Consider the following 21,420-nt stretch of genomic DNA (forward strand, 5'->3'; position numbering starts at 1 on the left):
TCGAGCGGCAATCTGAATAGGGAAATAAAACCCATGACTATGAGACTGAGCGCTACCATTACAGCAGTAATGGGTTTTTTGATCGCGTATTCCGAGAGTTTCATAAGCGGGCCTCAAAAGAGCGAAAATTGAAGGTTGAAGTAAGGAACGAGACGCGAATCTCAGAGTGCGTCCATCAGAGATTGAGACTGATTTTGCTAAGTAACCATTTACTTACTTACGGATAATATACAACATTTCGCTGCAAAAGCAACCGCAGTTTTTTTAAAAATTTCACCATTACAGAAAAGACTTGCGATTTTGTTTCAATAGATATTTCATGCTGAAGTCTGAACATAATCACGTAACTATATTTTGGAGGAGACTTCCATGGGCAATCGCGTCAATCGCGCAGTTGAGTTGCTTGCACAAGATCAACCTATCTATTACACGGGTGCACACACAGGGCATGTGCTTACGTTTGAACAGGGTCAGAATGACGCCAGTACCTGGGCGGATTATATCAATGTGGGTATGGAACACGGGGCTTTTAATCTGGGAGGTCTCGACGACTATATGCGCGGTCTGGTGGGCGGGGGACCTACAAATAGTGGGCACAGGACGCCCGCTGTTATTGTCGAAGCCCCCGTGGAGGGCGCGTCTGAAAATATTGTGCGCTACAATGCCTGGCAGTTTCGGCAGATTCTCGCGCGCGGTGTACACGGCGTTTTGCTCTGTCAGGCGGAATCGCCCGATGCGATACGCGCTTTTGTCGAGTCGTGTCGCTATCCCATTAACAAGATCGGCGTTGGACACGGCCTCAGTACAGGTACGCGAGGCGTGGGATCCGAATCGTCGGCCTCAGCGATATGGGGTGTTAACCGCGATGAGTACATCCAGAAGGCCGATCCCTATCCGCTGAATCCCGATGGCGAGTTGCTGTTGGGCATCAAGATTGAGAATGTGCGCGGCGCGTCCAATATCGAACAGATTCTCAAGGTGCCCGGCATTGGATTTGCCGAAATGGGTCCGGGCGATTTGAGTATGTCGATGGGGTATTTGCACCGTCCAACGCCTTTTTCTCCCGAAATGCAAGAGGTGAGAGATCGAGTGAAGGCAGCCTGTGAAGAAAATGGCGTTGCTTTTCTCGAGGGGGGTAGTCCCGAGACGGTTGCCGCAAAAATAGACGAGGGCGTGCGCGTGGTTTCTGGGGGCAGGGAAGAGATCGCGCGTATTGGACGCGAATATTCAGGCCGCCGCATGCCGGTTTAAAAAAATAGGGCTGTGCGATGTTTGCACAGCCCTGAGTATTCAGTTTAATAGATGCTTAAAATGGATTGCCCTGGCGGGCCAGCTCAAATTTTCGCCAGCCGACTTGTTTGCCATTTTCGAATACTTTTTGTATGGCGTAAAAGGAGGACGGATCGTATTCTCGCCAGACACCTGTTTTCTTTCCCTCCAGATATCGGCCTTCTTCTTTTTTCACACCGTTTCTAAAATAAGATATCCAATTCCCATCTTCCACACCATTTGTCCAGTTGCCTTCTGTTTTTTTCTGTCCGTTGCTGTAAAATGTGATCTCAAGTCCGTCTTGCATGACGCCATTTTTGTATGTGCCCTGCCCGCGCACATTGCCCGCAGCATCGTAATATGTCCAAACGCCAGTGCGGGCACCGCTGTCGTATTGCCCTTCTGCCAGTACGCGGCCGTATTGTTTTATTTGCGTCTGCCCTTCAAATAGTGAGGGCATCTGACACCCGGTTGTGAGTATTCCCACGATAAAAATTGCAATAGAGCGTTTGATCATTTATTTTCTCCTGTGTTGTTCTTTAGATGGACATTTTACTGTAATACAACTAATATACAAAACTGCTTTCATAAGGCAAAGATGAAATGACAAAAGACGTGTTTAATGCTTGCGCGTGCGCATAATATCATACCGGACCTCAACCGCAAAGCGATTGCATTCAACTATCTCTTTATTGTCACAATCGTCCTCTCATCGTAATTTTTATTTTAAAGGTTCGCCCATCGCGGCCTAAAGAGTCCAATATGCTACTTATTGAACTCGGTCAACGCCTTCGCGCTCAGCGGGAACGCCTTGGCCTCAAGCAAAACGACATTGCCAATGCCCTGCAGGTAAGCCCACAGGCCGTTTCCAAGTGGGAAAGGGGCGAAAACGGTCCCGATATTGCTACTCTGGGACCGCTTGCCAAATTGCTCGGCGTTTCTACGGACTGGCTTTTGGATGCACATGGCGAAAATCAAGATGTTTTTGATGCTACTATCTTTACCTCTACCGTTGTCGGTGCATACCAAAAATCATTACAAATGGAGGCGCGAGAGTTTGCAGCCTGGGCAAATGGCATTTTGTTTCAACTGACCGAAGCTGTTTTGCGCCATGATGGCGTTCCGCTCAGATATATGGGAGACGCATTTTTGTGTTTTTTTTCTGGCGTACACCATCAGCTTCGCGCTGCCCAGGCAGCGGCATTTTCCCAGCGGCTTATCAGCGAAGACCTGGTCATTGGCTTGAGCAGCGGTGAGATTTATTTGGGCGCAATGGGGCATCCCGATTACGCCCATCCCGATGTGACAGGAGAAGTGGTCAACATCGCATTTATTGTTCGAGAATGGGCAGAAACAAATGTCCGCAAAGGAATTGCAGCAACGACATCTGTGTCGAACAATCTCGATGAAGTTTTTGATATTTCCCAACCCACAGAAATCAATTTTCGTGGCATCAAGACGCCCATCTCAATTTGCGAGATTAGATAGGCGTATGCCAACCGAGAGAAAGGATGATATATGGCCGATATAGTGTTGCCCGATAGCGCGACGGATATTCAAATTCCCGATTATTCGCATCTGCCCCATAAAGTCGCCGATATGTCTCAGGCAGATTTTGGACGGAAAGAGATTACAATTGCCGAGCGCGAGATGCCCGGTTTGATGGCTGTGCGCGAAAAATACGCAGATCAGAAACCTCTCAAAGGTGCTCGCATAATGGGGTCTTTGCACATGACGATTCAGACAGCTGTGTTGATCGAGTCTCTCAAAGTGCTGGGGGCCGATGTGCGCTGGGCGTCGTGCAATATTTTTTCTACGCAGGATCACGCCGCTGCCGCTATTGCAGAAACAGGTACGCCGGTTTATGCGTGGAAGGGCGAGTCGCTGGAAGAATATTGGGAATGTACTTTGCAGGCACTCAATTTTGTGGAGGGTGGACCGACACTTATTGTCGATGATGGCGGGGATGCAACGCTGCTGGTTCACCGGGGGTATCAGGCTGAAGACGATCCCTCGATTCTCGATGAGCCGACCGATAATCGCGAATTGGAGATTGTCAATGCCGTGCTGAAGCGGCAACTCGAACGCAATCCGCGTTTTTGGCACAATATGGCCACCGATATTCAGGGCGTGTCAGAGGAGACTACAACGGGGGTTCACCGTCTGTATCAGATGCGGGATGAAGGCGTGCTTCTCTTTCCCGCGATCAATGTCAATGATTCGGTGACCAAATCGAAATTCGATAATCTCTATGGCTGCCGCGAGTCGCTCGCCGATGGTATTAAGCGCGCGACAGATGTTATGGTCGCCGGGAAGGTCGTTTGTGTGTGCGGTTATGGCGATGTGGGCAAGGGATGTGCCCAGTCTATGCGGGGATTTGGCGCGCGCGTGTTGGTGACGGAAATCGATCCGATATGTGCTTTGCAGGCGGCGATGGAGGGGTTTGAAGTGACGACTGTGGAAGATGCCCTTTCCGAAGCCAATATTTTTGTTACGACGACGGGCAATACGGATATTATCCGCATTGAGCACATGGAAAATATGCTCGACCAATCCATTGTGTGCAATATCGGACATTTCGACAATGAAATTCAGGTCGATAAGCTGGGTGATTACCCGGGCATTATGCACGAAAATATCAAGCCGCAGGTCGATAAATACACGTTTCCAGATGGGCGTGCGATCTTTTTGCTCGCAGAAGGCCGTCTGGTCAATCTCGGCTGTGCGACCGGGCATCCTTCTTTTGTGATGTCCAATTCGTTTACCAATCAGGTGCTGGCGCAGATGGATCTGTGGGCACAGCAGCGCGAAGTCGGCGTTTATACCCTGCCCAAACACCTCGATGAGGAGGTCGCACGGCTTCACCTTGAAAAGCTCGGTGTAAAGTTGACTGAACTCACGCAGAAGCAGGCCGATTATATTGGCGTGTCCGTCGAAGGTCCGTACAAACCCGGTCATTATCGGTATTAACGATTAGAGACTGGGAGCTTAGCCCCAGTACCCAGCCCCTATTTTATGCGATTTTTAGACTATTTTACCGGCGATCAACCGGTCATTTCCTTTGAGATTTATCCCCCGCAGACGCAGGGTGGTATGCGTGCCCTCAAAGCGCGGGTTGTACCCAATTTGCTCAAGCTGAATCCCAGTTATATGACGGTTACGTATGGCGCGGGTGGTTCTACTCGCGCCAAAACGCTGGAGATTGCCTCGCTTATCCAGAACGAATTTGGTCTGACAGCGGCGTGTCATCTCACATGTGTGGGGTCGTCCCGAACGGATATTGATGATATTCTGAAGGCGATTCGCACAGAGGGTATTCGCAATATTGTCGCGCTTCGCGGCGATCCCCCGCGCGGCGAAGATACTTTTGTGCCCGCGAAGGATGGATTTGCCCACGGCAATGAGCTTGTGGCGCATATTCGCAGCACTGAACCGAAAGATGATGGGTTTGGGTTGGCTGTTGCGGGGTATCCCGAGAAACACCTTGAAGCGCCCAATTTCGATACCGATATTGCAAATTTGAAGCGCAAGGTCGAGTCCGGTGGGGATATTGTTATTACGCAGCTTTTTTACAATAACGATTATTTTTTTCGCTTTGTCGATCGCGTGCGTGCAGCCAATATTACAGCACCTGTTGTTCCGGGGTTGATGCCGATTCTCGCGGCGGGACAGATACAGCGCATCGCGTCTTTGTGCGGGTCTGAGATTCCCGGGGATTTGCAGGATCAACTCAAGGGGGCTGTGGATGATGAAGATAAGGCGATGAAAATTGGGGTAGATCAATGCATCGAGCAGGCAACCGAATTGCTCGAACAGGGCGTGCCGGGTATTCACTTTTACGTGCTCAACAAGTCCATCCATATGCGTCGGATTATCAGTGCGCTTCCTCTCTGAGCGGAAATTTCTCAGTGATCAGCATGATTAGCTTTTTATTGGCGAATACCCTGTAGGTGCGGCTGAGTAGTGGTTCCCCTTCAAGATGCGCAATGGCTTCCGGCAAATCCCGTGCGGTTTCAAAGCAGCACCACAACAATTCACGGCGGGTTTCCAGTCCGCTGTTTTGCAGAATTCCTCCCAATCCCGAAGGATCTGATTCCAATCCGTCCAAAATGCCTTTTGGCAAGTGTTGTGGTACAATGAGGGATGTGGCATACGCCTGAGTTTTCGGCGTTTCGTTGCCGATTGAGGGTGTTTGTAATGCTACTTGTCGCGCGATGACTGGTGCTCCTGATGGCAACTCGAGCCAGATATGCTCTGTGCAGAGTGTCTGTTCCGCCTGATGGAGGAGTACGACTTCCACAGGTGTGAGTGTATAGGCTTCGATGAGTCTTGTGACGGTGCCGTCGGTGACGATCAATGCCCGCTGGAATGGCGTTAATTGCGCGATGTTGATTTCTCCAGACATTGCTGGCCTTTCGGCTTGTGCGACAAATATATTTTTTACATGTGTGTCAGCAAAGGTTGTCGAATTGAAAATTGAATCTGTCTTCATCGAGCTATTGTCCTTTCATATATACAGTTGTTGTGTAACGCAGGTGCACTTTAGACACATAAGGACAAAAAAAGTTCTGAAACATTGCATGTGTGATTCTAATCAGTTATTTTGATGGAAAGGACAGCATGCGTATCATAACCTGGAATGTAAACGGATTGCGGGCGGCGCTTCGCAAGGGGTTTATGGATCATATTAAAACGCTAAACCCCGATGTGATCCTTTTGCAAGAGATTCGGGTCTTGCCCGAGCAACTATCTGCGAGCGAGCGCAATCCTGAGGGATGGCATGTTATCTGGCATCCGGCCGAGCGCAAGGGCTATGCGGGTACAGCGGTATGGTCTCGCACGCCTTTAAGTGAGGAAGAACGCGGTGAGGGCGATTCTGAAGGCCGGATTTTGCGGGTGAGTACTCTGGGGATTCAATTTGTCAGCGTGTACCTGCCTTCGGGATCATCGGGCGATGAGCGCCAGGCGATTAAGGAGTGCTGGATGGATCGCTTTCGTCCCTGGGCCGATGGCCTGGTCAAAAAACGGGTTCCCACAATTATGGGCGGTGATTTTAATATCGCGCATACCGAACGCGATATTTTTTATGCTAAAAGCAATGAAAAAAATTCGGGTTTTTTGTCGCATGAACGCGCGTGGATGGGCAATCTCATCGCTTCTGGCTGGCGCGATTTTACACGGGAACAATACGGCGATGTTCAGGGTCCGTATTCGTGGTGGTCCAATCGGGGAAGAGCCAGAGAATTGGACCGCGGTTGGCGCATCGACTATTTGTTGGGTAATGAGGTAGCTGCAAAGCGCGTTGAATCCGCCCATGTTGATCGCGAAGGTGGCATGACCATATCTGATCACGCACCGGTTGTTGTGGATTTGAAATAGCTCATACACACAGGAGATTTCCATGCACACTCTTGAAACACATCCTTTTGCAGCGTTATTCGGCGTTGATGAAAGCGTGGCCGAGCAGGCATTGTCCGAAGCGATGTCCCGAGGTGCCGAATTTGCCGATCTGTATTTTCAGCATGTGCGTACTACGTCACTCAGTTTGGAAGATGGCATTATTTCCAGTGCCAATACAGGCGTTGATCAGGGCGTGGGGATTCGCGCGGTGATTGGGGATCAGGTTGGCTATGCTTTTTCCGAGAGTTTAGAGGCAGATGCAATTTATGCGGCTGCTCGAACAGCGGCTGCAATAGCAGAGGGCACAAAAAATGTGCCCCCGCAACACTTGCAGGGCAGAGAGGTTGACAATTACTACGCGATTGATCGCGACTGGGATGAGGTCAATATTACCGAACGCCTGCCACTGGTGCAGAATGCGGAAATAATGACTCGCGCAATGGATCCCTCAATAGAAAAGGTGTCTGTGGGGTGGATGGATAGGGATGAGCGCGTGCTCATTGTGACCAGCGATGGTGTTTTCAGTACGGACCGGCGGCCTATGGCGACGCTGTATTGTTCGGTGACAGCCAACAAGAATGGCGTGCGGCAGAGCAATGGGGCTTCGGTTTCCCGGCGCGAGGGGATTGACTATTTTACCGAAGAGAATATCAAAGCGGTCTGTCAAAAGGCGGTTGATCGCACGATGATTCTCTTTGAGGCGCAGCGCCCACCTGCTGGCGAGATGCCGGTGGTGCTTGCAGCTGGTGCTTCGGGTATTTTGCTCCACGAGGCGATTGGTCACGGCCTGGAAGCGGATTTCAACCGCAAGGGTACTTCTATTTACGCGACGATGATGAATGAGAAAGTCGCCCCGGATTTTGTGACGATTGTCGATGACGGTTTGCAGGAAAATGATCGCGGGGCGCTCAATGTAGATGACGAGGGCCAGGCTACTGCGTGTACGACGCTTATTGAAAACGGCGTCTTAAAAAGCTATTTGCACGACCGCATTTCGGCCAGGCACTACGGGGTCGCACCCACGGGGTCGGGTCGTCGCGAGAGTTTTCGGCATGTTCCTATGCCGCGTATGCGATCTACGTATATGCTCGACGGTCCCCACACCCGCGATGAGATTATTGGCGCTGTCGATTACGGCATTATTGCCGATACGTTTACCAATGGACAGGTGCAAATTGGCGCGGGTGATTTTACTTTTTATATCAAGAATGGATGGCTTATTGAAGGCGGCAAAATTACTGCGCCGATCAAGGATGTCAATATTATTGGCAATGGTCCCGAGGCATTAAAAAATGTGGTTATGGCAGCAGGTGATGCCGTGCTGGATGATGGTAGCTGGACGTGTGGAAAAAACGGGCAGGGTGTGCCCGTTTCGATGGGCGTTCCGACGATGCTGGTGGAAAAGAGTATGACTGTGGGTGGGGTGAATTAAATGGAACGAGAACTTCTACAACAGGCAGAACAGGCGGTTGATCAGGCGCGCGGAGCAGGTGCGAATGATGCGATAGCGCGGGTGCGGGATGAAAATAGCACGGAGTACACGTATCGCGATGGGAATATTGAGCAGGTCCAACAGAGTGCTGCCCGCGGCTTGAGTATTCAATTATATGTCAATGGGCGGTATTCGACACACCAGACCTCGGATTTGCGCGCGGCGTCTGTTGCCCGGTTTATCGAAGATGCAGTTGCGCTGACACAGCATCTGGCTGAAGATTCGCATCGCGTTATTCCCGATGCTGCACTGTATGACAATCGTCCGGATACTGACCTCCAATCCGACGATGTTGTGGTGCGCGATTTGCCCCGCGAAGCGTGTATTGATTGGTTAAAAAAAATGGATGCTGTCACCCATACAGATGACCGTGTGGTGAGTGCTACCGCCGATGTTTACTATGGTTGGAATACGTCGGCTCGGGTGAGTTCAAATGGATTTTCGGGGATACAGAGCGGGACTTCGATAGGCTATGGCGCGAGTGTGACGCTCAAAGAGGGCGAGCACGGGCGTCCCGAAGACCATCGCTATGTGCGGGCGCATCATTTGTCGGATTTGCCCGATCCAGAGGCGGTTGCGCGCGAGAGCCTCGACCGCGCACTTTCCCGATTGGGGAGTGAAAAAGCGCCGAGTGGGCGGGCGACTATGGTGGTTGATCCCGAAGCTGGCGGGCGTTTGATTGGCGCGATATGGGGTGCGTTGCAGGCGCGCAGCATTCAGCAGAATCGGTCTTTTCTCGCTGATAAAAAAGACGCGCAAATTGCCAGTTCGCTCCTGTCGGTGACAGATGATCCCCTGATGGTGCGCGGTCTCGCATCTCGGCATTACGATGGCGAGGGGATTTCGGCAAAGCGCAGGTGTGTCGTCGATCAGGGCGTCTTGCAAATGTATTATGTCGATACGTATTACGGGCGCAAACTCGGCTGGGAGCCTACAACTGGAATGTCGTCTAATCTCGTTTTTGCACCGGGCGATAAAGATCTCAATGGCCTGATTGCAGAGATCGAGGATGGCTTTCACGTCACGTCCTGGCTCGGCGGCAATGCCGATACGACGACTGGGGATTTCTCTTATGGTTTTCGCGGCTTTCGCATTGCCAACGGGCAGAAGACGGGTGCGGTATCGGAAATGAATATCGCTGGCAATTTTCTCGATTTGTTGCAAAATCTCGTCGCCGTGGGCAATGATCCCAATGTCTATTCCAGCGTGCAAACGCCTACTCTAATTTTTGACAATGTGGCGTTTAGCGGAAAGTAAAAAGAGTGGCATTAGAGAGGGTAAATAATGTCTGCCGCGTCAAAAACGTCGCGCCATATTGCATTGGATATCCTCTGTCGCGTTGAACGGGGCGCTTATCTCGACCGTTTGCTCGACGCGCAGCGCGAGCATATCCGCGGTCCCGATGGCGATTTGCTTCACCATCTCGTGCGGGGTACGCTGACCTATCGGGCGCGTCTCGACCATATTTTGACGCCCTATCTCAAAAAATCCCTGTCCAGACAGCACGCAAAACTCCGCAATCTCCTGCGCCTCGGTGTTTACCAACTCCAGTATCTCGACCGCGTGCCGCCTTATGCGGTTGTTTCTGAATCCGTTATTCTCGCCCGTCACATTCTCGGGGAGCCGGTCGCCAGACTGGTCAATGCGGTGTTGCGCGGTGTGGCCGAGAATCGCAAGCCTGTTGTTTTTCCCGATTTTGATAGCGATCCCGTTGAGTATCTCGCCATTATGACATCACATCCCCAATGGCTCGTCGCGCGGTGGATCAAACGCTATGGCGTGGATGAGACACGCGCCCTGTGTGAATTTAATAATGCCCAACCTACCCTGACCATTCGCCCCAATGCGTTGCGAACGACGTCCGATGCTTTGCGCGATCAACTCGCTCTCGAAGGGATTGACACCGAATTTGCAGCATCCAATCTCCTCGCTGTATCCCAGGTGGGTCATCTTTTTCAGAGCAGGGCTTATTGCGATGGTCTCTTTAGCGTTCAAGGCGCAGGGGCTGCAATGGTTGTTCCCCTGCTCGATCCCCAACCCGGCGAGGCTGTTCTCGATTTGTGCAGTGCGCCCGGCGGCAAAACCACTGCTATGGCCGAGCGTATGAAAAATCGGGGTTTTATTCTCGCTACAGATCTCTATCCGCGTCGCCTCGAAATGCTAAAAAAAAACACGCACCGACTCGGGATTACATGTGTTTACCCTCTCGCTGTCGATGCGCGTTGTCTGGCTGTGAATCGCTTATTTGATCGGGTTCTGGTCGATGTGCCCTGTTCCTCGCTGGGTATTCTGAATCACCATCCCGACCTGCGCTGGCGAAAATTCGATATTCACGGTCTTGCGCGCTTGCAGCGTACTCTTCTCGATAGCGCTGCCGATTACGTGCGCCCGGGCGGCGTTCTGGTTTACAGCACTTGCACGCTTGAACCGGAGGAAAATGAGCGCGTTGTCGAAGGCTTTTTAAGCGATCATCCGGGCTTTCGAGTGACCCATCCCTATTTGCAATTGCTGCCCCATCAAACTGGTAATGACGGTGTTTTTGCCGTGCGGTTGAAGCGCTCTGTTTAGACCAACTCGTAGTGTCTGGAGTCAGGTGGAGGCACTGGCCGGGCATCTTCGGTGTTGATGCTCCAGTCGGCCAGTCGCAGTCGCATGGCGGCGAGGGCGTCGCGATGTTGATCTTCGTCGATTACATTGACCAGTTCGCCTGGATCGGCGACGAGGTCGTAGAGTTCGTCGCGGTCTCCCATGGGGTCGTGGACGTACTTCCACTCACGGGTGCGGACCATTTTGCACCGACCGGCTGCCTCGCGCCACTGCAAGGTGTCAATCAGGGTTTTGCGGCCCCAGGGTTGAGGTAGCTTTTCCAGGTCGGGCATGGTAAAGAGCGGTCCCCCGCTTCCGTATTCGGAAAAGGTCGCGTCCCTGGGTGCGGCTGCGGTTACAGTGGGTAGGGGTATTCCGTGCATGGCATGCGGCTGCGCCAGCCCTTGCAAGTGTAGCAACGTGGGCACGACATCAATCAGATTGGCCATGCTTTGATCGCGCACCCCGGCGGTGACCTGTCCGGGCCAGGAGACGATCAGCGGCACCCGCGTCAGGCTGTCGTAGAAGACCCCGCCTTTGCACTGCATGGCGTGTTCTCCCATAAAGTCGCCGTGGTCCGAACAAAAGACCACAATTGTTTGCTCTCGCAGCCCCAGTGCGTCGAGTTTGTCGAGTATTTGGCCGAGTGCGTCGTCGATAAAGCGCACCATGCCAAAATACGAGGCCATAACGCCGTAAACGTCTTCAATTGGATCGCGGTGCATCCCCAGCATCTGGTAGAGCACGCGGTTGCGTTCGGGTGCGCGCTCGTCGTCGAATTCGCCGTTGCGCCAGGGGGGAAGGTCAATATTTTCGGGCGGAAACAAGGCCGCGTACTCGGCCGGACACAGCCAGGACTCGTGTGGATCGGGAAAGGAGACCCACAGGGCAAAGGGTTGGTCTTGGTACTTTTCGATAAAGCGCGTCGTCTGTCCGGCGATCAGGCCGGTGGAGTGATCCTCCAACGGCAACTCGGAGGTGCCGTAGCTGAAGCGGGGGTTCTGATGGGCGAGCTGGCGATTTTCGGCGGCGACCTTGCGTCGGCCTTCTGCCGGGCGGAACCAGTCCATGCCCCGCGTCTCTTCGCCGCTACCACCGTGGGTACCGGGGTTCCACACGTCGAAGAGGGCCAAATCCTCCTCCTGTTCGAAGCAGTGGTTTTTGCCGATCAGGCCCGTGGCGTAGCCCTCTGCTTTCCAGAGTTGCCAGGCGTGTTCGGCACCGGCTGGCATCAAGGTCTGGTTGCGTCGGCCCCCGTGCGAGTGGGGAAATTGCGAAGTCCAAAATGAGATGCGCGCTGGCACGCAGAGGGGGTGCGGGGTGATGGCGTTTTCAAAGAGAACCCCGCTATCTGCTAGGCGTTCCATCGACGGGGTTTGGCAAAAGGTGTTGCCGTAGAGATGGCTGGCCGTGGCGCGCTGTTGATCGGTCATGATTACCAGGATGTTGGGGCGGTCAGTCATGGTGTTCTGCCTCGTTTTTGTTATGCGGCTGCCGACATGGCTTTGCTCAATATCTCCGATGTGCTGGGGCGCATGATTCGGGGATCGACTTGTTCGCCGTTGCTGAGTGTGTCGCGCACTTGAGAGCCTGAGATAAAGACCGGTTGTTCATCGGGGTGATGTTCCATCAAATCCACGCGTCCAAGTGATTCGTAATAGGCGGCAAATCCCACGTTTACGGGCTGAATTTGCAGGTCGCCATTCAGATGATCAAAAATTTCCTGTGCATCGAAGTCTCCCCAGATCGCGCTGCCGTCGTGATAGGGGGCATCGGCGTGTTTGCGGCCGATAATGATGTCGGTAAATCCAAAGTTTTGGCGATAAATGGCATGCATGACGGCTTCTTTGGGTCCGGCGTAGAACATTTTGATGTCCAGCCCGAGCAAAATGACTCTATCCGGTACAGATTCACCGCGTTTTTGCCAGAGTTCCACATCGCTATCCCCTTCGCCCAGTCCCCGAGATGCGATGAGTGCTTCGTAAGTTTGCATGCGAATCTCTGCGTTCACGTCGTCCGATTTGGTTTCTCCCACGAGGGGATTTAAGCACGCGCCTGCGTTGTGTCCCTGGCGCAGGAGGGTTTCCAAACCATATACCAGTGCGTATTCGTGTGCCCGATGCAGGGCATTGCGCGTTTGAAATGCCACAACGCGGTTCCAGCCTTTTTGTGTCAGGAGGGGTCTGATTTCACGCGGGCTGAGGACGTATTGTCCAAAATGTGGATTTTTGGGTTGGGATAGTACCTGAATTTCGCCGCCGAGGAGATGGGTTTTGTCGGCATCGCCATTCAGGACCATGTCGGCACCGGGATGGTCTGTGCGGTCCGTTAAATATACGCGCTGAAGATATTTGGTTTTGTCCCATTCAAAGATGTCGCTGATGTCCAGTACCGCCACAGTTTCGCCAGATGTGTTTTCCAATGCGACTTTTTGCCCAATCGAAAGGGTTTTGGCGAGGTCGGAACTCACGGGTAGTGATATTGGGATCGTCCAGGCATAGCACTTGCCGCCCACTTCGATGACGGATTCGTCGAGTACTCGATGATATGTTTGTGCATCCATTGGTCCTGTTAGTGGACTCAATCCGCCGTCGCCAAAACGATAGACCGAGGATAGATCTGCATCGCTGACCGGGACACGCGTCAGTCCGTTTGCTCTGGATAAAAATGTTTCAACATCTACTATCAGGCGATTGACCGGTTCGGATAGACCACCGTGGGGTGCAATCAGGGGTGTATCGGACATTTGGATAAACCTCCAGTGTTGTTTTTGATATTCTTGATTCACTAAGTAATGAATATATCTTTGACCTGTTTTCTGTCAAGAAAGAAAGCGGTTTTGGGCTTCTGCTTCTTCAACGCAATTCATCCCACTTGAATTCCAGGCGGATGAGATCTGGGGGCGATTCGCGCAGGTGGAGGGATTTATAGGTTATGATATTGAAATACACTTTTTCGGCGCGCGTTGTGAAATAAGGCATCGCATAATACCCGTCGGGTACAACTGCGCCTTCGTAATTGTCCAGTATGGCATAGGTGAGGATGTCGAGTGATTCGGGATCAAATTTGAATAGACACAGTTTCATGCCGCGTATCGATTTCATGTAATTTCTACCGATAAAGTAGTAGTTGCCATCTCGCTTGAAAAGTCGCGGTCTGCCTATCTGGGCGCGTATGAATTTGTAGGTCTGTGTCAGGTTCACTTCTCTGATTAAGTGGAACGATCTATCGGTAAAATGCATTCGCTGGATGCCGTCCAGACCTCGTGTGTTGAAGATGTATCCGTCTTCATATCGCAGGAAGGATGTTTCATTGATGGGGGCGTTGCCAAAGGCTTTTGTGAGGTTAGCTACAAACTGCCAACTTTTCCCATTGTCATCGGATCGAATCACATCCACATTGGGATTGTTATTTCGATAATGCCGGTAGGGCGTCAGGAGCATCCAGGTCGTTTCGTCCTCTGTCAGAGATTCAAAGGCATAGACATATTCCGTACCGTTGATGGAGCCGAGTTTTTCCCCGCCTTCAAAATGCACGCCATTGTCCGAAGACCGATATGCAAGAAGCCCGAATTTGTCTTTGGAATTTGGGAAATGGGGATCTACGTACAGGCCAATATCGCCATTGGCGAATCGGACAAATTCTCCGTTCTGGATCGTGAATCCATCCAGGTGCGCGACAATTTTCCGATCCGAAATTGTCCCCGTGGTGGGATTGTAGCGAAATATCTCCCAGTCGGCGGCTGGTTCTGTGTTGTGCCGGGTGCCGCGTTTGTAGGCGATCAGGACATTATGCTCGTCCAGAAACAAGAGGTGTGGGGCTTTCACATAAGGCAGTGTCTTTTGTTCTGCGGCTCGTATCAGGATTTCCTGGGTTTTGTAATGAGGTAGAATGGGGATATGAGGTTTCATGGTATTTTTCTACTGGCAGTTGGTACCAAGAAAAAAGGGTATGCCTTGAAGCCATGTCTGAAAGGCAGCATTGAGCGGCGCGCATAGCTCCGTGTCTTGAAAGATGAATTCCTTTAGATTCGTCAGGTTTGTCAGGCTTTGGGGAAGTGGACCCGTCAGGCCATTCTGGTCGAGATACAGTCCCGTGAGGTTGGACAGATTGCTCAATTCAGAGGGGATTGATCCGCTCAATGCATTTCTGGAAAGATACAGGTCCGTGAGGTTGGACAGATTGCCCAATTCGGAGGGGATTGGGCCATGCAACTGATTGTTGGAAAGATTTAATGTTTTGAGGTCGGACAATTTGCCCAATGCCCCGGGAAGTTCGCCCGTTAGATTATTGTTGGCGAGGTCCAGGGCTATGACCCGTTCATTAGAAACCGTGATGCCATGCCAGGTCGAAAGATCACTATCGCTCAGCCAATTTGTTTTGTTCGTCCAGTTTGCTCCGTTGGTTGCGTTGTACAGGGCTACCAGTACATCGCGGTCTGCCGCCAGTGACTGTTCTGGTCCCGTGCTGTTCTTCCCACAACTGAAAAGGAGAAATACCAGCATAATGTAAATGGGAAATGGTCGCATTATGCCATCCTCAAAAAAAGGCTACCGAAAGAACGAAATCGGTGACCTATTATGAGGTTGTTTTCTCTTTTATGTCAATATATAAAAAAACAGGCACTTGCTAGAATGTACGTAAGTGCCTGTTAGATTATGGTGCGCCCACAGGGAATCGAACCCCGAACCTACTGATTAAGAGTCAGTTGCTCTGCCAGTTGAGCTATAGGCGCGTTTTTTATGTACGATTGGAAATGTAAAGAAGCCTTTGTGTGATGTCAAGCCTTGCGAACATAAGTTCCGCTGCGTCCGCCACTTTTTTGTAAGAGACAGATTTCTCCGATGACCATGTTGCGATCTACTGCTTTGCACATGTCGTAAATGGTCAATAGGGCGACACTGACCGCGGTGAGCGCTTCCATTTCGACACCTGTGCGGTCGGGTACGCGCACGGTTGCACGCACTATAATGCTCGCGTTTTCGGTCTCAAAGTTGAGTTCGACGCCCGTAATGCCCAGCGGGTGACACATTGGGATGAGGTCAGAGGTGCGCTTGGCAGCCATGATGCCCGCAATGCGTGCGGTTTCCAGCACATTGCCTTTGGGTATGTTTCCCCCGGTGATGAGTTGCAGGGTTTCGGGCCGCATTTCAATTTTGCCCGATGCGATCGCCTCGCGGTCTGTCACATCTTTATCTGTGACATCCACCATCTTTACGGATCCCTGTTCGTCAATATGTGTCAATTTTGCCATGATCTTTTACCAGCTATTTAATAAAATGAGGTCTAATTCAGTTCCCGCACGCACATGGGCATCTTCGGCGTTGACCACGAATAAGCTGTTTGCGCGGGCCATTGAAAACAGGTCCGCCGAGCCGTGGTGCCCGACCCAGGAGCTTTCCCATATGCCGTTTTTGCTCGGAACACTGTGCGCGGGTACAAATTGCTTTCGCCCGGGCGTTTGTCGAAAGTCGGCACTGAGCACTGTGCGGACGGTGGGGAGGTGTACATCTGTCATGCACTGCATTTTTCTGATTGCAGGGCGCATGAGCAATTCCAGGCCGACTACAGAAGATACTGGATTGCCGGGTAAGCCAAAGACCTGTCGCGGACCTTTTACGCCAAATGTCAGGGGTTTGCCGGGTTTCATGCGGATGCGGTCAAATAGTACTTCGACACCCAGATCTCGCATGCCGTCTTGCACCAGATCGTATTCGCCGGCGGAGACACCACCCGATAGGGCGACGATATCACAGGTCTCCAGACCCTCGCCGATGGTTTGTATCAAGGCATGGATGTCGTCTTCTACTATGCCGAGATAACGCGCCTGCGCCCCCGAGCGCAAGACTTGAGCGACCATCGAGTACCCATTGCTATTTCGAATTTGACCGGGTTTGGGTTTGTGGTGTGGTTCCACCACTTCGCTGCCGGTTGCCACGATGCCGACTACTGGTTGGCGATAGACCTCGATATGGATATGTCCCACAGCGGCGAGAATGCCAACTTCGGGGGGGCGTATGACCGTGTTGGCCTGTAATACGACCTGATTGACGCGCACATCTTCGCCGAGGCGGGCGATATTTCTGCCTGTTTCCGTGGTGTCGAGCACGCGCACCTTTTTGGCATCTGCGTGTGGTTCTGTGTCTTCGACCATAATTACCGTGTCTGCGCCATCGGGTACGGGTGCGCCTGTCATAATTTGAGAGGCTTGCCCACATTCTACGCGCTTTTGCGGGACTGTGCCCGCTGGGATCTCTTCGATTACATCGAGTATGACCGGTGTATTACTGGATGCGGATGCGATATCTGCTCCCTGAAGGGCATAACCATCCATGAGGGCTTTGTCAAAGGGGGGCATATCGATATCTGAGCGCACATCTTCGGATAAAACGCGCCCGAGCACGTCGTCCAATCCCACGCGGATTTTGTCAATTGGCCGGGTATTTTCCATTACAATGCGGATGGCGTCGTCCATTTCAATCATATTTTACTCCTTGTCTATTTTCCCAATCGCGCATAATATACGCAAACTCGTTCGAAGTATTTGAGATTTTTTTTTTGTTTTTTTCATAGAGTATGTCGATATTTGTTTAACATACTGTGTTCAAAATGACAATATTTTTGACGGGAAAAATCGCGATAGAGTGTATTTTAACTATGAGGAGCAATATGTCCAAGACAGCAATTATTACTGGCGCAGGTACCGGAATTGGTGCGGGCATTGCCATTGCATTTGCCGAAGCGGGCTATAATCTCGCACTCGTGGGTCGGCGTATAGAACCCCTTGAAGAGATAGCCCGGCAATGCGGCTCTGCCAATATCGAGATTTGCGCTGCCGATGTTGCCGACCGCCAGGCGGTTCAATTGCTTGCCGACCAAACGGTCGCGGCATTTGGTTGCATCGATATTTTAGTGAACAACGCGGGCATCAATACCAAAAAACGCCACTTGACCGATATTGCGGATGAAGACTGGGACCGCGTTATGGAGATCAATCTCACGGGTGCTTTTAATGCGTTTCGCGCTGTTTTGCCACAAATGAAAGCGCAAAATGACGGTCTGGTTATCAATGTCTCATCTATGGCTGGCAAAAGAGCGGGTATGATCAGTGGTGTGGCTTATTGCGCGTCCAAATTTGGCATGGCCGCGCTGAATCAATCGATTAATGTCGAGTTTCGAGAGGCGGGTATTCGCGCCTGCTGTATTTATCCCGGAGAAGTCGATACACCTATCTTAGACCACCGCCCCAATCCCGTTTCAGATGAAAAACGCGCGGCCGCTCTTTTGCCCGAAGACATTGCCGCAGCCGCACTTATGGTCGCTCAGATGCCAGACCGCGTCATTGTCGAAGAAATTACCATTTTTCCACGCCGCGTGGTTGGGAGATAGAAGGAGCGTTGTACAACTGGCCGTATCTCAGGCCAGTTCATATCAGTAAGGAAGATAAAATGAAAACCGAAATTATCATTAATGTCGCTTCACACGAGTCGCGAATTGCCATTCTCGAAGATGGGAAACTCGCGGAAATTCTCGTTGAGCGCGCTGAAAGAGAACGCATGGTTGGCGATATTTATCAGGGTGTTGTCACGGCGGTTTTGCCCGGCTTGCAGGCCGCCTTTGTCGATATTGGGCAGGAAAAAGCAGCCTTTTTACACGTCTCAGATATGCCTGGCTCGCCCGGCTCAATGGTCGAGCTCGACTCGGAAGTCCTCGAAGACATTCGGGATCAGAGCAATGGTCAGAGCAAGTTCAGTATTGATGAGCTTGTGTCCAGGGGCCAGGAGGTCATTGTACAGATTAAAAAAGAGTCTATTAACACAAAAGGACCGCGCATTTCTGCTGTGCCATCGCTTGCCGGTCGGTTTATGGTGCTTGTGCCCGATGGCGATAAAGTCGGCGTGTCGCGCAAGATTACCAATTGGCGTGAAAAACGGCGCCTTCGAGATCTCGCGGGCAATATCAAGCCCGAGGGCTTTGGCCTTATTGTGCGTACCGAAGCCAATGGCAAAGGCGATCGGGAACTCGGGCGCGACCTCAAGCAGCTTTTGACCACCTGGAAACGGCTTCAAAAACAGGGAAAGAAGAGTAGCGGGCCCCAGTTGCTTCACAAGGAAGTGGGTATGACGTCTGGCCTTATCCGCGATTTGTTTACGGAGGATGTTCACCGCCTTGTCGTCGATTCGAAGCGCGAATACAAGCAAATTCAGGCATATCTCAAAGGGGTTTCGCCCGAGTTGCGCCGAACCGTGGAATACTACGGCGATACGCGACCGATTTTCGACGCTTTTGGCATTGAGGCTGAAATTGAAAAACTCTCCGAACGAAGGGTCTGGTTCAAAGGCGGTGGTTATCTGGTTATTGATCCGACCGAAGCGCTGGTTGCCATTGATGTCAACAGTGGGCGCAGCGTGGGTAAAGGACGCGCCAGGCAAGATGAGACCGTGTTGAAGACCAATTTGGAGGCTGCCCGAGAAGTTGCCCGACAACTCCGTTTGCGCGATATGGGCGGACTGGTGGTTGTCGATTTTATCGATATGGACCATGCGCGAGATCGCAAGCGCGTGGAAGATGAAATGCGTCAGGCTATTCGCCGCGACCGGTCCAAAATCCGGTATTCACGGATTACAGCGTTTGGGCTGATGGAGATGACCCGCCAGCGGGTGCGTCCCAGTTTGATGTCCACTTATTCTACGCCCTGTCCGCAATGCCATGGTACCGGGCATATTCCGAGTCAGGAGACCGTGTTGTCGCGTATCGAACGCTGGCTCAAACGCTCTCGCGCAGCTGCGCTCGAAAGACGGCTCACTGTGCAGGTTCATCCCACGCTCGGGTTCTATTTGCTCGAAAATCGCAGGGAACGCCTCAAAGCCATTCGCAAATCCACCCGGGTTTGGCTCGATGTCGAGTCGGCTCCGGATTTGAGTGAGGAAGATTATCGCATTTTTTCCAGAAAGCGGAAGATTGATGTGACAAATGAAGTTCAAACTTGACATAAAGTACGACTTCGGATAGATTTAGCCCTCTTTGGATTTCCCGATCCACGCCGGGTCGGGAAGTCTGTTTGAAAATAAAAAGTGGGGGCTGGGGACTGGAGGTTGGGGACTGGAACAATTTCTGGAGGTTTAGTATGTATGCAGTGGTCGATATTGCTGGCAGCCAATACAAGGTGCAAGAGGGCGATCATATCCGCGTGGCCCGGCTCGATGCCGAGGCGGGGGATTCACTCACTTTGCCCGATGTGTTGCTCTTAGGTGGCAGCGATGAAATCAAAGTGGGTACGCCTCAAGTTGAAGGGGCTGCCGTCGAAGTGAGTGTTAAAGGGCATAGTCTTGCAGATAAAGTCACGGTTTTTAAGATGAAGCGCCGCAAAAATTACCGGCGCAAGAGAGGGCATCGGCAATCTTATACCGATCTTCAGGTTGAAAAAATTGTAGCGGAAAGCTAAAATCGAGGAGGCTTTTCATGGCACACAAAAAAGGTGTTGGCAGTTCGAGAAATGGCAGAGATAGCGCGGGAAGACGCCTGGGTGTGAAATCCCCTGGTGGTCAGGTTGTCTCTGCAGGGACGATTATTATGCGCCAGCGCGGCACAAAAATTCACCCGGGCAATAATGTTAAGAAGGGTAAAGACGATACGCTGTATTCGGTCATCGACGGGCGCGTCAAATTTGAGCATCTCGGTAAGAAGCGCAAGAAGGTGAGTGTTTACGCGTAAGAGGCGAGAGGCGTGAGGTGAACAAAATTGGGATTGTTGGTGCTGGCAATGTGGGGGCGACTTCTGCACAGCGCATTGCCGAGAGAGAATTGGCCCGCGAGGTTGTGCTTCTCGATGTGGCAGAGGGTATTCCGCAGGGCAAGGGTCTCGATATGGCGGAGTCTGCACCTGTCGAGCGTTTTGATACCCATCTGATTGGCACCAATGACCCCAGCGCGCTTGCAGGATGTGACCTCGTGGTGATTACCGCTGGGCTTGCGCGCAAGCCCGGTATGAGCCGCGATGATTTGCAGGCGACGAATGCCGATATTGTCGGGACGGTGTCCGAGAATGTGCGGGATGTCGCGCCCAATGCCATTGTTATGGTGGTTTCGAATCCGCTGGATGTGATGACGTATGTGGCGTTGCAAAAAACCGGCTTTCCACCACATCGCGTGGTCGGGATGGCCGGTATTCTCGATTCTGCGCGGTTTCGGTTTTTTATTGCCGAGGCACTTGATGTTTCCGTCGAAGATGTGACGGCGTTTGTGCTCGGCGGTCACGGCGATTCTATGGTTCCTCTGCCTCGCTATTCTTCTGTTGCGGGGATTCCTTTGACCGAATTGCTCGATGGTGATACTATTGAGGCGATTGTGCAGAGGACGCGGGATGGCGGTGCAGAGATTGTGGGGCATTTGAAAACAGGGAGTGCGTATTACGCACCGGCTTCAGCGGTTGCCGAGATGACTGCGGCGATTGTGCGCGATAAGAAACGCATTTTGCCCTGTGCAGCGTATCTGACCGGGCAATACGGTATCCACGATCTTTTTGTGGGTGTGCCCATAAAGCTCGGCGCCCAGGGCGTTGAGAGCATTATCGAAATTGGTCTGACACCAGAAGAGACCGCAGCCCTGCAAAAATCCGCCGACGAGGTGCGAGAAAATATTGCGAAACTCGAGTTGTGAGAGTTGACAGAATAA

21 protein-coding genes and 1 tRNA gene are annotated in these 21,420 nt (G+C 51.9%); 13 read left to right on the forward strand and 9 right to left on the reverse strand.

The window, feature by feature from the left end:
- Window positions 1–369 precede the first annotated feature (369 nt).
- Window positions 370–1,251: an aldolase/citrate lyase family protein gene (locus tag OXG87_18510; protein MCY3871547.1), complete on the forward strand. Its 882-nt coding sequence runs from the start codon at window positions 370–372 to the stop codon at window positions 1,249–1,251.
- Between the two features lie 55 nt (window positions 1,252–1,306).
- On the opposite strand, the gene OXG87_18515 is transcribed toward OXG87_18510, so the two are convergent.
- Window positions 1,307–1,786 (reverse strand): hypothetical protein, encoded by a 480-nt coding sequence (locus tag OXG87_18515; GenBank protein ID MCY3871548.1) that lies wholly within the window; start codon window positions 1,784–1,786, stop codon window positions 1,307–1,309.
- Window positions 1,787–2,031: 245 nt separating this feature from the next.
- Here OXG87_18515 and OXG87_18520 point away from each other — a divergent pair, with 245 nt between their 5' ends.
- From OXG87_18520 to metF, 3 genes are read left to right on the forward strand one after another with little or no spacing between them, the layout of a single operon-like run.
- The gene (locus OXG87_18520; protein MCY3871549.1) at window positions 2,032–2,757 is read left to right on the forward strand and encodes a helix-turn-helix domain-containing protein; all 726 of its coding nucleotides are present in this window, start codon (window positions 2,032–2,034) and stop codon (window positions 2,755–2,757) included.
- A 30-nt stretch (window positions 2,758–2,787) separates the two neighbouring features.
- On the forward strand, window positions 2,788–4,239 hold the full coding sequence (gene ahcY / locus OXG87_18525; GenBank protein MCY3871550.1) for an adenosylhomocysteinase: 1,452 nt from the start codon (window positions 2,788–2,790) through the stop codon (window positions 4,237–4,239).
- A 45-nt stretch (window positions 4,240–4,284) separates the two neighbouring features.
- Complete coding sequence (gene metF, locus OXG87_18530; GenBank protein ID MCY3871551.1) at window positions 4,285–5,163, forward strand: methylenetetrahydrofolate reductase [NAD(P)H]; 879 nt, start codon at window positions 4,285–4,287, stop codon at window positions 5,161–5,163.
- Here the strand turns inward: metF and OXG87_18535 are convergent.
- Window positions 5,144–5,761, reverse strand: a complete 618-nt coding sequence (locus OXG87_18535) for a chorismate pyruvate-lyase family protein (GenBank protein MCY3871552.1) — start codon at window positions 5,759–5,761, stop codon at window positions 5,144–5,146. The genes metF and OXG87_18535 overlap by 20 nt on opposite strands.
- A gap of 128 nt (window positions 5,762–5,889) precedes the next feature.
- On the opposite strand from OXG87_18535, the gene OXG87_18540 reads away from it, so the two are divergent.
- From OXG87_18540 to rsmB, 4 genes are read left to right on the forward strand one after another with little or no spacing between them, the layout of a single operon-like run.
- Window positions 5,890–6,648, forward strand: a complete 759-nt coding sequence (locus OXG87_18540; GenBank protein MCY3871553.1) for an exodeoxyribonuclease III — start codon at window positions 5,890–5,892, stop codon at window positions 6,646–6,648.
- Between the two features lie 22 nt (window positions 6,649–6,670).
- Window positions 6,671–8,101: a TldD/PmbA family protein gene (locus tag OXG87_18545; protein MCY3871554.1), complete on the forward strand. Its 1,431-nt coding sequence runs from the start codon at window positions 6,671–6,673 to the stop codon at window positions 8,099–8,101.
- Window positions 8,102–9,418 carry a TldD/PmbA family protein gene (locus OXG87_18550; GenBank protein MCY3871555.1) on the forward strand — a complete coding sequence of 439 codons (1,317 nt, stop codon included), beginning with the start codon at window positions 8,102–8,104 and terminating at the stop codon, window positions 9,416–9,418.
- 27 nt (window positions 9,419–9,445) lie between these two features.
- A complete protein-coding gene (rsmB, locus tag OXG87_18555) occupies window positions 9,446–10,729 on the forward strand; it encodes a 16S rRNA (cytosine(967)-C(5))-methyltransferase RsmB (protein MCY3871556.1) in 1,284 nt (427 codons plus the stop codon).
- On the opposite strand, the gene OXG87_18560 is transcribed toward rsmB, so the two are convergent.
- From OXG87_18560 to OXG87_18590, 7 genes are all read right to left on the reverse strand, one after another.
- On the reverse strand, window positions 10,726–12,210 hold the full coding sequence (locus tag OXG87_18560) for a sulfatase-like hydrolase/transferase (protein ID MCY3871557.1): 1,485 nt from the start codon (window positions 12,208–12,210) through the stop codon (window positions 10,726–10,728). The two genes, rsmB and OXG87_18560, sit on opposite strands and share 4 nt — an antisense overlap.
- 20 nt (window positions 12,211–12,230) lie before the next feature.
- Window positions 12,231–13,493: a sulfate adenylyltransferase gene (locus OXG87_18565; GenBank protein ID MCY3871558.1), complete on the reverse strand. Its 1,263-nt coding sequence runs from the start codon at window positions 13,491–13,493 to the stop codon at window positions 12,231–12,233.
- 109 nt (window positions 13,494–13,602) lie between these two features.
- Window positions 13,603–14,658 carry a sialidase family protein gene (locus tag OXG87_18570; GenBank protein ID MCY3871559.1) on the reverse strand — a complete coding sequence of 352 codons (1,056 nt, stop codon included), beginning with the start codon at window positions 14,656–14,658 and terminating at the stop codon, window positions 13,603–13,605.
- Window positions 14,659–14,667: 9 nt separating this feature from the next.
- A complete protein-coding gene (locus tag OXG87_18575) occupies window positions 14,668–15,276 on the reverse strand; it encodes a leucine-rich repeat domain-containing protein (GenBank protein MCY3871560.1) in 609 nt (202 codons plus the stop codon).
- Window positions 15,277–15,406: 130 nt separating this feature from the next.
- Window positions 15,407–15,482, reverse strand: a tRNA-Lys gene (locus OXG87_18580).
- 45 nt (window positions 15,483–15,527) lie between these two features.
- Entirely contained in the window at window positions 15,528–16,001 is a 474-nt protein-coding gene (gene moaC / locus OXG87_18585) for a cyclic pyranopterin monophosphate synthase MoaC (protein ID MCY3871561.1), read from the reverse strand.
- Window positions 16,002–16,007: 6 nt separating this feature from the next.
- Complete coding sequence (locus OXG87_18590) at window positions 16,008–17,231, reverse strand: molybdopterin molybdotransferase MoeA (protein ID MCY3871562.1); 1,224 nt, start codon at window positions 17,229–17,231, stop codon at window positions 16,008–16,010.
- A gap of 185 nt (window positions 17,232–17,416) precedes the next feature.
- On the opposite strand from OXG87_18590, the gene OXG87_18595 reads away from it, so the two are divergent.
- From OXG87_18595 to mdh, 5 genes are all read left to right on the forward strand, one after another.
- Entirely contained in the window at window positions 17,417–18,136 is a 720-nt protein-coding gene (locus OXG87_18595; GenBank protein MCY3871563.1) for an SDR family oxidoreductase, read from the forward strand.
- A gap of 59 nt (window positions 18,137–18,195) precedes the next feature.
- The gene (locus tag OXG87_18600; protein ID MCY3871564.1) at window positions 18,196–19,737 is read left to right on the forward strand and encodes an Rne/Rng family ribonuclease; all 1,542 of its coding nucleotides are present in this window, start codon (window positions 18,196–18,198) and stop codon (window positions 19,735–19,737) included.
- Between the two features lie 137 nt (window positions 19,738–19,874).
- On the forward strand, window positions 19,875–20,192 hold the full coding sequence (gene rplU / locus OXG87_18605) for a 50S ribosomal protein L21 (protein MCY3871565.1): 318 nt from the start codon (window positions 19,875–19,877) through the stop codon (window positions 20,190–20,192).
- Between the two features lie 17 nt (window positions 20,193–20,209).
- Window positions 20,210–20,461 carry a 50S ribosomal protein L27 gene (rpmA, locus tag OXG87_18610; GenBank protein MCY3871566.1) on the forward strand — a complete coding sequence of 84 codons (252 nt, stop codon included), beginning with the start codon at window positions 20,210–20,212 and terminating at the stop codon, window positions 20,459–20,461.
- 17 nt (window positions 20,462–20,478) lie between these two features.
- The gene (gene mdh, locus OXG87_18615) at window positions 20,479–21,405 is read left to right on the forward strand and encodes a malate dehydrogenase (GenBank protein MCY3871567.1); all 927 of its coding nucleotides are present in this window, start codon (window positions 20,479–20,481) and stop codon (window positions 21,403–21,405) included.
- The last annotated feature ends 15 nt before the right edge of the window (window positions 21,406–21,420 follow it).

It is taken from the genome of Gemmatimonadota bacterium, from assembly GCA_026706845.1.
In the GTDB taxonomy this organism is placed as follows: domain Bacteria; phylum Latescibacterota; class UBA2968; order UBA2968; family UBA2968; genus VXRD01.

Bases quoted from the DNA above. Each gene is read 5' to 3' on its own strand.
- OXG87_18595 (MCY3871563.1), top strand. From the start codon at position 17,417: ATGTCCAAGACAGCAATTATTACTGGCGCAGGTACCGGAATTGGTGCG.
- OXG87_18550 (MCY3871555.1), top strand. From the start codon at position 8,102: ATGGAACGAGAACTTCTACAACAGGCAGAACAGGCGGTTGATCAGGCG.
- OXG87_18565 (MCY3871558.1), bottom strand. From the start codon at position 13,493: ATGTCCGATACACCCCTGATTGCACCCCACGGTGGTCTATCCGAACCG.
- OXG87_18590 (MCY3871562.1), bottom strand. From the start codon at position 17,231: ATGATTGAAATGGACGACGCCATCCGCATTGTAATGGAAAATACCCGG.
- moaC (MCY3871561.1), bottom strand. From the start codon at position 16,001: ATGGCAAAATTGACACATATTGACGAACAGGGATCCGTAAAGATGGTG.
- OXG87_18545 (MCY3871554.1), top strand. From the start codon at position 6,671: ATGCACACTCTTGAAACACATCCTTTTGCAGCGTTATTCGGCGTTGAT.
- OXG87_18520 (MCY3871549.1), top strand. From the start codon at position 2,032: ATGCTACTTATTGAACTCGGTCAACGCCTTCGCGCTCAGCGGGAACGC.
- OXG87_18600 (MCY3871564.1), top strand. From the start codon at position 18,196: ATGAAAACCGAAATTATCATTAATGTCGCTTCACACGAGTCGCGAATT.
- OXG87_18570 (MCY3871559.1), bottom strand. From the start codon at position 14,658: ATGAAACCTCATATCCCCATTCTACCTCATTACAAAACCCAGGAAATC.
- ahcY (MCY3871550.1), top strand. From the start codon at position 2,788: ATGGCCGATATAGTGTTGCCCGATAGCGCGACGGATATTCAAATTCCC.
- OXG87_18575 (MCY3871560.1), bottom strand. From the start codon at position 15,276: ATGCGACCATTTCCCATTTACATTATGCTGGTATTTCTCCTTTTCAGT.
- OXG87_18560 (MCY3871557.1), bottom strand. From the start codon at position 12,210: ATGACTGACCGCCCCAACATCCTGGTAATCATGACCGATCAACAGCGC.
- OXG87_18515 (MCY3871548.1), bottom strand. From the start codon at position 1,786: ATGATCAAACGCTCTATTGCAATTTTTATCGTGGGAATACTCACAACC.
- OXG87_18535 (MCY3871552.1), bottom strand. From the start codon at position 5,761: ATGAAGACAGATTCAATTTTCAATTCGACAACCTTTGCTGACACACAT.
- OXG87_18510 (MCY3871547.1), top strand. From the start codon at position 370: ATGGGCAATCGCGTCAATCGCGCAGTTGAGTTGCTTGCACAAGATCAA.
- rplU (MCY3871565.1), top strand. From the start codon at position 19,875: ATGTATGCAGTGGTCGATATTGCTGGCAGCCAATACAAGGTGCAAGAG.
- metF (MCY3871551.1), top strand. From the start codon at position 4,285: ATGCGATTTTTAGACTATTTTACCGGCGATCAACCGGTCATTTCCTTT.
- rsmB (MCY3871556.1), top strand. From the start codon at position 9,446: ATGTCTGCCGCGTCAAAAACGTCGCGCCATATTGCATTGGATATCCTC.
- OXG87_18540 (MCY3871553.1), top strand. From the start codon at position 5,890: ATGCGTATCATAACCTGGAATGTAAACGGATTGCGGGCGGCGCTTCGC.
- rpmA (MCY3871566.1), top strand. From the start codon at position 20,210: ATGGCACACAAAAAAGGTGTTGGCAGTTCGAGAAATGGCAGAGATAGC.